3 protein-coding genes are annotated in these 6,040 nt (G+C 61.2%); 2 read left to right on the top strand and 1 reads right to left on the bottom strand.

All coding sequences use genetic code 11. From position 1 onward, the window contains the following. The first annotated feature begins 405 nt into the window (after positions 1-405). Entirely contained in the window at positions 406-1,122 is a 717-nt protein-coding gene (locus tag JX325_RS09945) for a LytTR family DNA-binding domain-containing protein (RefSeq protein WP_204790993.1), read from the top strand. A gap of 39 nt (positions 1,123-1,161) precedes the next feature. Here the strand turns inward: JX325_RS09945 and JX325_RS09940 are convergent, their stop codons facing one another. After that, positions 1,162-2,934 carry a GHKL domain-containing protein gene (locus tag JX325_RS09940; RefSeq protein WP_204790992.1) on the bottom strand — a complete coding sequence of 591 codons (1,773 nt, stop codon included), beginning with the start codon at positions 2,932-2,934 and terminating at the stop codon, positions 1,162-1,164. A 249-nt stretch (positions 2,935-3,183) separates the two neighbouring features. Between JX325_RS09940 and JX325_RS09935 the strand changes: the two genes are divergently transcribed. Continuing rightward, the coding region (locus JX325_RS09935) for an Ig-like domain-containing protein (RefSeq protein WP_204790991.1) at positions 3,184-6,040 on the top strand (2,857 nt) is incomplete at its 3' end.

The following is a 6,040-nucleotide window of genomic DNA, read 5'->3' as shown; positions in this document are numbered from 1 at the left end:
CTCCGGCGCTGTGGCTTCCACTCGCCGTCAGCCAAGACAGCGCCTCGCCCACCGTACAGCCACGGCGGAACTCCCCTCGTTCATCCCAAAGCGGATTGCGGCTCAAGTCCATTTCCAGATATCCTCCTGTTCTATTATCGCAACTCAATATATTGTAGCTGGGCACAGTTGGAAAAGCAATGTCTGGAACAGAGAAAAAGAGGAGGCTTTTTTATAAAACATTTCTTCGATTCAGGCTTGACAACCACGAAGTCATTCCGCCGCAGTCATTTCCTCCAAGGCCGGCCGCTCCGCGCATTTCCTCGCGCTGGCTAAGCCAAAGAATATTTTCCTTCCTCACCGTTTACGGCCGCGCCGAAAAATGCTATAATGGCGCAAACTGTACCGCGGGGAGGTGACCGCTCCATGTACCGTATCGCAATCTGCGAAGACGAACCGTTGATGGCCCAGGAAAACGAGGCCACGCTCTGCCGGGTTCTGGAAGCCGGCCACTTCCAGCGGGACATTGATTTTTCCGTTTCCAGCTTCTCCGCGGCGGAGCCGCTGCTGACCGCTCTGAGGAATCAACCCTCGGCGTTCCATCTGCTCTTGCTGGATATTCGGCTGGCGCGGGAAAACGGCGTGGAGCTGGCCAACCGCCTGCGGGAATGGAATGTGGACTGCTCCATCATCTATATCACCTCTTACGATGAATACATGTCCGGCTCCTTTGCCACCCACCCGCTGGAATATCTGATGAAGCCGGTGGACGAGGAACGGCTGGAAAAGGCCATCCAGTGGGATCTGCAAAAAAACTACCGCCCGGAACAGCTTGCGCTGCCCGTCAAAGGCGGCTCACGCAGAGTGGAGGCAAAAGACATCCTCTATGCGGAGGCGGTCAACCACAAGTCCGCCGTCCATTTGCCGGGGGAAGAAATCCCCGTCAACCTGAGCTTTCGGGAACTGCTCTCCCTTCTGCGGGGAGACACGTTCTGCCGCTGCCACCATAGCTTTGTCGTAAATCTGGAGCACGTCCTTAAGCAGACCACACGCGGGCTGCTGCTGGACACGGAGATGGAGATTCCCGTCAGCCGCACCTACCGGCAGGAGGTCGCGAAACGATTTGTCGCTTTCATGAAATAGAGGCCGCCCGCCTGTGGACTGTCACAGGCGGGCGGTTTTTCACTCCGGCATTTGCAGGGCGGTGGCGGCGGAAAAGACACCGTCCGAANATTGCNGCNCCANCTCGCNCCGGTATTTCCTCGCAACCGCCTGNACCGCTTTCAGACCATAGCCNTNGACGGACGGGTCCTCTTTGGTGGTGCGGTACAGACCGCTTTCCCCATCATAGTCCACTGGGGCAAAACAGGAATTTTCCACCCCGATATACAGATGAAAGCCCCGAATGTGGAGATCAACCATCAGCCACTTCCGTGCCCCCTCCGGGGCCTGGGCGTTGGCCTCCAGTGCGTTTTGCAGCAGGTTCATCAGCACCGTGCAAAGCTCCGTGTCCGGGAAAGGCAGCGTCTCCGGTATATCAATCCGGCGCTCTACTGCAATCCCCTGCTTCTGGGCCCGCGCCAGCATGGTGGTCAGCACGGCGTTGATGGCCGGGTGAGGCGCGCAGGTCAGGGCGGGAATGGATGCCACGTCGGACACCAGGGTACTCAGATAAGCATCCAGTCGCTTACTCTCCCCCGCGCGGGACAGATTTTGCAAGACCAGATAATGATTTTTCACCTCATGCCGCAGCTCCCCCAGGGCGGCGGCGCTTTCCCGCACGACGGCAAGCTGTTCCCGCGTCAGGCTTTCGCGGGCGGACAGCACCCGCATTTCCGTCTCCCGTTCAGCCACGCGGCGGATCAGGGCCGCCGCGCTGTCCAAAAAGCACAGCGCCAGCAGCAGGCTGTTCCAATAAAACAGCTCTGTGTCAATCCAGGAAATCGGATCGGCGAGAAACGCCCACAGGATGGACGCCCGAGGGCCCTCCCGCGCCGCCGGGAGCATACTCAGCAGTACGATGGCCGCGACGCTCCCGCCCAGCCAGGGCAGAAACCGGCGGAACACCGGATTGCCGTCCCGAACCTCCAGCGCGGCGCAGACCAGCAGGGCGGCGATGGTAACGCAGAACGCAAGCCCGGCATAGACGGCGATACCGGAAAAGAGCGGGACCACCGTCTGAAATCCCGCCGTCACAAAGTAGAACAGCGNGGGCAGGNCGGCAAAGGGCGCGAACGCCTTCCGCCGTTNTTTCATGCCCAGCAGCAGGTACAGCGGCGGCGCGGCGAACAGCAGCGCCCGGGACTGACACAGCGCCAGCCCGTAGAGCGCGGGCGGCAGGCTGAACAGGGAGAAGTTTTGCAGATAGAAGCACGCCGCCTGGCCCAGGGCGGCAANGCTCAACAGCAACACCGGCCAGGGCCGGGTCCCCTCCAGCCAGCCGTACAGGAACAGGCCCAGCGCCAGCAGAAAGAGCACGCCGAACACGGCGGCGGGAAAGGCGCGAAGGCNGGTATCGNCGCGGGTCTGTTCATCGATCATCACGCTGTCGGTGAGATAGAGGGAGGGCACCGGGTCCTCCGGGCCCTTCTCCATGGCGAGGGCCAGGGTCTTCCCGCCCCAGTCCGGCGGCAGCGTCACGTACAGATTGCCCAAGCCCGCCGGAAGCCGCTGGAGGGGCGCGCCGTCCAGCCGCAGCTCCGCCGCCGCGTACAACTGCCGGATTTCCAGAATCGGGCGCAATCCCTCCGCCCGCTCCGGGAGGGCGTACTCCAGCGTCAGCGGGCCCTCATAGAGGTACAGCCCGTCCAGCCCCGGCGCGCCGGTTACAGCCGTTGGCGTCAGGCGGGCGGGCTCCCGCCGGGGGACCGTCTCCGCCGCCAGCAGCCACGCAAGGCCCGCCGCGCACAGCAAAAACAGCGCCAGACAGCCGGCCCGCCGTTTTCCCATCCGCATAGTCCGCCCTCCTCGATGCCGTTTGTCCTTAGCGTAACCGGGAAATTTGCCGCTGTCAAGGGGCGGGGCATGTTATCTGGTAGCGAAATCGTGCATTCTGGTCGAGGGGCCTTGTTTTTGGGGGAGGGGTTTGTGTATAGTGTGGAATAGAATAGTACGGCAAAAACGGATGAAGAAAGGGGCGCGCCCCTTTCTTCCGTCCCCCATGGGGGACGGAATTCCCTTTGCCGGAACGAGGAGGTACACGACATGAAACGAAGGATCTTCAGCATCNTCACCGCCCTGGCCCTGTGCCTGGGGCTGCTGCCCCTCCGGGCGTTCGCGGCGGACGCGCCGGTAAATAACCCTGTGCTGGATATCTCGGAGGGAGGCATTTTCATATNAAAAGACACAAAAGGCAGCGACTTGTGTGCGTACCGGCAAATAAAGAGTGACGATGACAANAANCCTTTCATACCGTACACCGGCGCGATCACCATAACGGGGACCTCGAAGTCGTGGTACAACCTTACAGTCATTGGCGTGGAGGCCACTATCCGCCTTCAAAACGCGCGCATCGCGCCCACTGTCACACAAGACAATGATCCCGGCGGCCTCAATGCGCTGAATATCCAGAGGGGCGCCAAGGTCGACCTTATCCTGGAGGGGACCAGCACCCTGAAAGGCAGCGGAAGCTTCAGGAGGGAGCACGAAGGGGTCGCAGGTATCCTTATCAGCGAGGATTCCAGCACTGGCGCTTCTGTTCTGAGGATATCCGGAATCGGAACACTGAACGTAGAAGGCGGCGACTCTGTGAGGCAGGTGCCAAGCGCCTCATCATCTCCCCTGGAAGGCGGCAACGGGATCACCTTCGCCGGACAGGCAGGTCTCCACGTTATGGGCAACGCGACCGTGAACATAACAGGCGGAAACACAGGGCTGGCGCGCCAATACCAGGGGAATGGGATATGGGCGGAGCCGAGTGCTTCGTCTGGCGGCGCTTCGCTGGAGCTGTCCGGCGGAGCGATGAGCGTCATGGGAANGTTCGGATGCTATATGAGAGAAGCCTTCCAGCTGCGCCAGACCGGGGGAACGTTCTCTATGGAAGGGTCCGGTGGGTTCTATTCCCCAGATACAGCGTATCAGGTGGAGGTCAGCGGCGNCTCTATGGACGTCCACAGCTATGGGGCGGAGGCCATCAATGACCTCGGAAAACTGACGGTCGGCGGCAAAGACACCAGCGTCACCCTGAGCACAAACGGCATCCGCACCGACGCTGTCGGCGGGAAGACGCAGTTCACCGTAAGTCCGGAGGTCGGGTACGCCGCGATCCTGAAAAGCGGCGCCAACGAGGCGTCCGCCAGAAGGACGCCCTATCCGGAGGAGACGGCTTTGTCCTCCGTCAAGGGGAAATACGTCAACGTCACCTTCTCCAATGAGAGAAAAAACCTGACGGTAACGGACGGCGGCGCGGGAAGCTCCGGGAGTGGGAGCTATCTGCCCGGCCAGACGGTGGACATAAGCGCCGGGACCTTGGAGGGCAAGAGTTTCAAGTGGTGGGAGCATGTTTCCGGCGACGGCAGAATCGCGAACACCGGCGCGGCGGATAGCACCTTTACCATGGGCTGGGAGGACGCGGTGATCCGGCCCGCCTTTGTGACCGGACATATATTTGGGGAATTTGCGGTCAACGCCGAGGACGACAAAATAGGCGACTGCTCCTATAACGACGGCGTTCTGACCATCTCCGGCAGCGGGACCTACGCCGTCAGTATGGCGACCCCCGGTACGACGACCGGACATCGTATCCTCTTAAGCGGAGGCAGCCCCACGGTCATCCTGGACAGCGTGCTGATCAGCAGCGGGAGCAATTCGGCAATTGGACTTGCATACGACAAAACTACCAACGCCACCCTGATGCTCAGCGGCACAAGCGTGCTGTCCGCCGCCACAAACGNGACTACACCNGGAATCGCGGTCTNGACCAACTCAAAATATGCTCACGCAAGTCTGACCATTACCAGCTTGAAGGGAGACGGCAGCACCGACGGGCGGCTGGAGGTCAGCGGCGGCAACGGGATAGGAGCCTCCGGCATACGGGCCGCAGGNAATATCACCATCAAANGCGGAACGATTATTGCCAGAGGAAGCGGCCAAACACTCAATGGCGGATGTGGGGTCGGCAGTACCAAAGGCGGCAGGGTCACCATCAGCGGCGGCGACATCACCGCGACAGTAAGCGGCGGCAAATTTGTACAACAAGCCTTCTGCGGGGGTCCAACTCTCGAAAACGACCCCAGCATCAAGGTAAACGGCAGCTTTGCCCACCGGGTAAGCGGGACAAATGTCCGTATCTACTACGGCAGCCAGGGCGGCTCCTCGGTGCGCTCCGTGGCCGTCGACCCCCAGAGCGGAGCGATTCTCGCCGGAGAAACCCTGCAATTTACGGCCCAGGTGGAGGGCGGCGGCAACGCGGACAAAACGGTTTCCTGGTCCGTCACCGGCGCTTCGTCGGCGGGGACTTCGATTGACGCAAACGGCCTCCTCACCGTGGCCCCGGATGAGACGACCGAGACCCTGACGGTCACCGCGACCAATGACTACAGCGGCCTGAAGGCCAGCGCCGGCGTCACGGTCCAGCGGCAGTCTGTTTTCTTCAGCGTGACTGTAGAGACTGAGGGCAATGGTACGGCGTCCGCTACTCCGGACTCTGCGGAAGCGGGGACTGAAATCAACCTGACCGCTGTGCCGGAGGAGGGCTANCACTTCAAGGAATGGCAGGTGGTTTCCGGCGGCGTGACGGTCAGCGGCGACAGTTTTATCATGCCAGCCGAAGATGTGACCGTCAAGGCGGTGTTTGAGCAGGACATCCCGCCGGAGCCGGAGACTTACACTGTGACCGTGCAGACCGATGGCAATGGTACGGCATCCTCTTCTCCGGTCTCTGCCACAGCGGGAACTGAGATTGCCCTGACCGCCGCGCCGGACAACGGCTACCACTTTAAAGAGTGGCAGGTGGTTTCCGGCGGCGTGACGGTCAGCGATGACAGGTTTACCATGCCCGGCGAAAACGTGACGGTCAAGGCGGTGTTTGAGCAGGATGACGATCCCTCCCCGCCGCCGGAGA

This window comes from Oscillibacter sp. CU971 (genome assembly GCF_905219725.1).
Lineage (GTDB): Bacteria > Bacillota > Clostridia > Oscillospirales > Oscillospiraceae > Oscillibacter.
Note: the sequence above shows the minus strand (reverse complement) of the source record. Positions and strands in the feature narration are given on the sequence as shown.

Bases quoted from the DNA above. Each gene is read 5' to 3' on its own strand.
- JX325_RS09945 (WP_204790993.1), top strand. From the start codon at position 406: ATGTACCGTATCGCAATCTGCGAAGACGAACCGTTGATGGCCCAGGAA.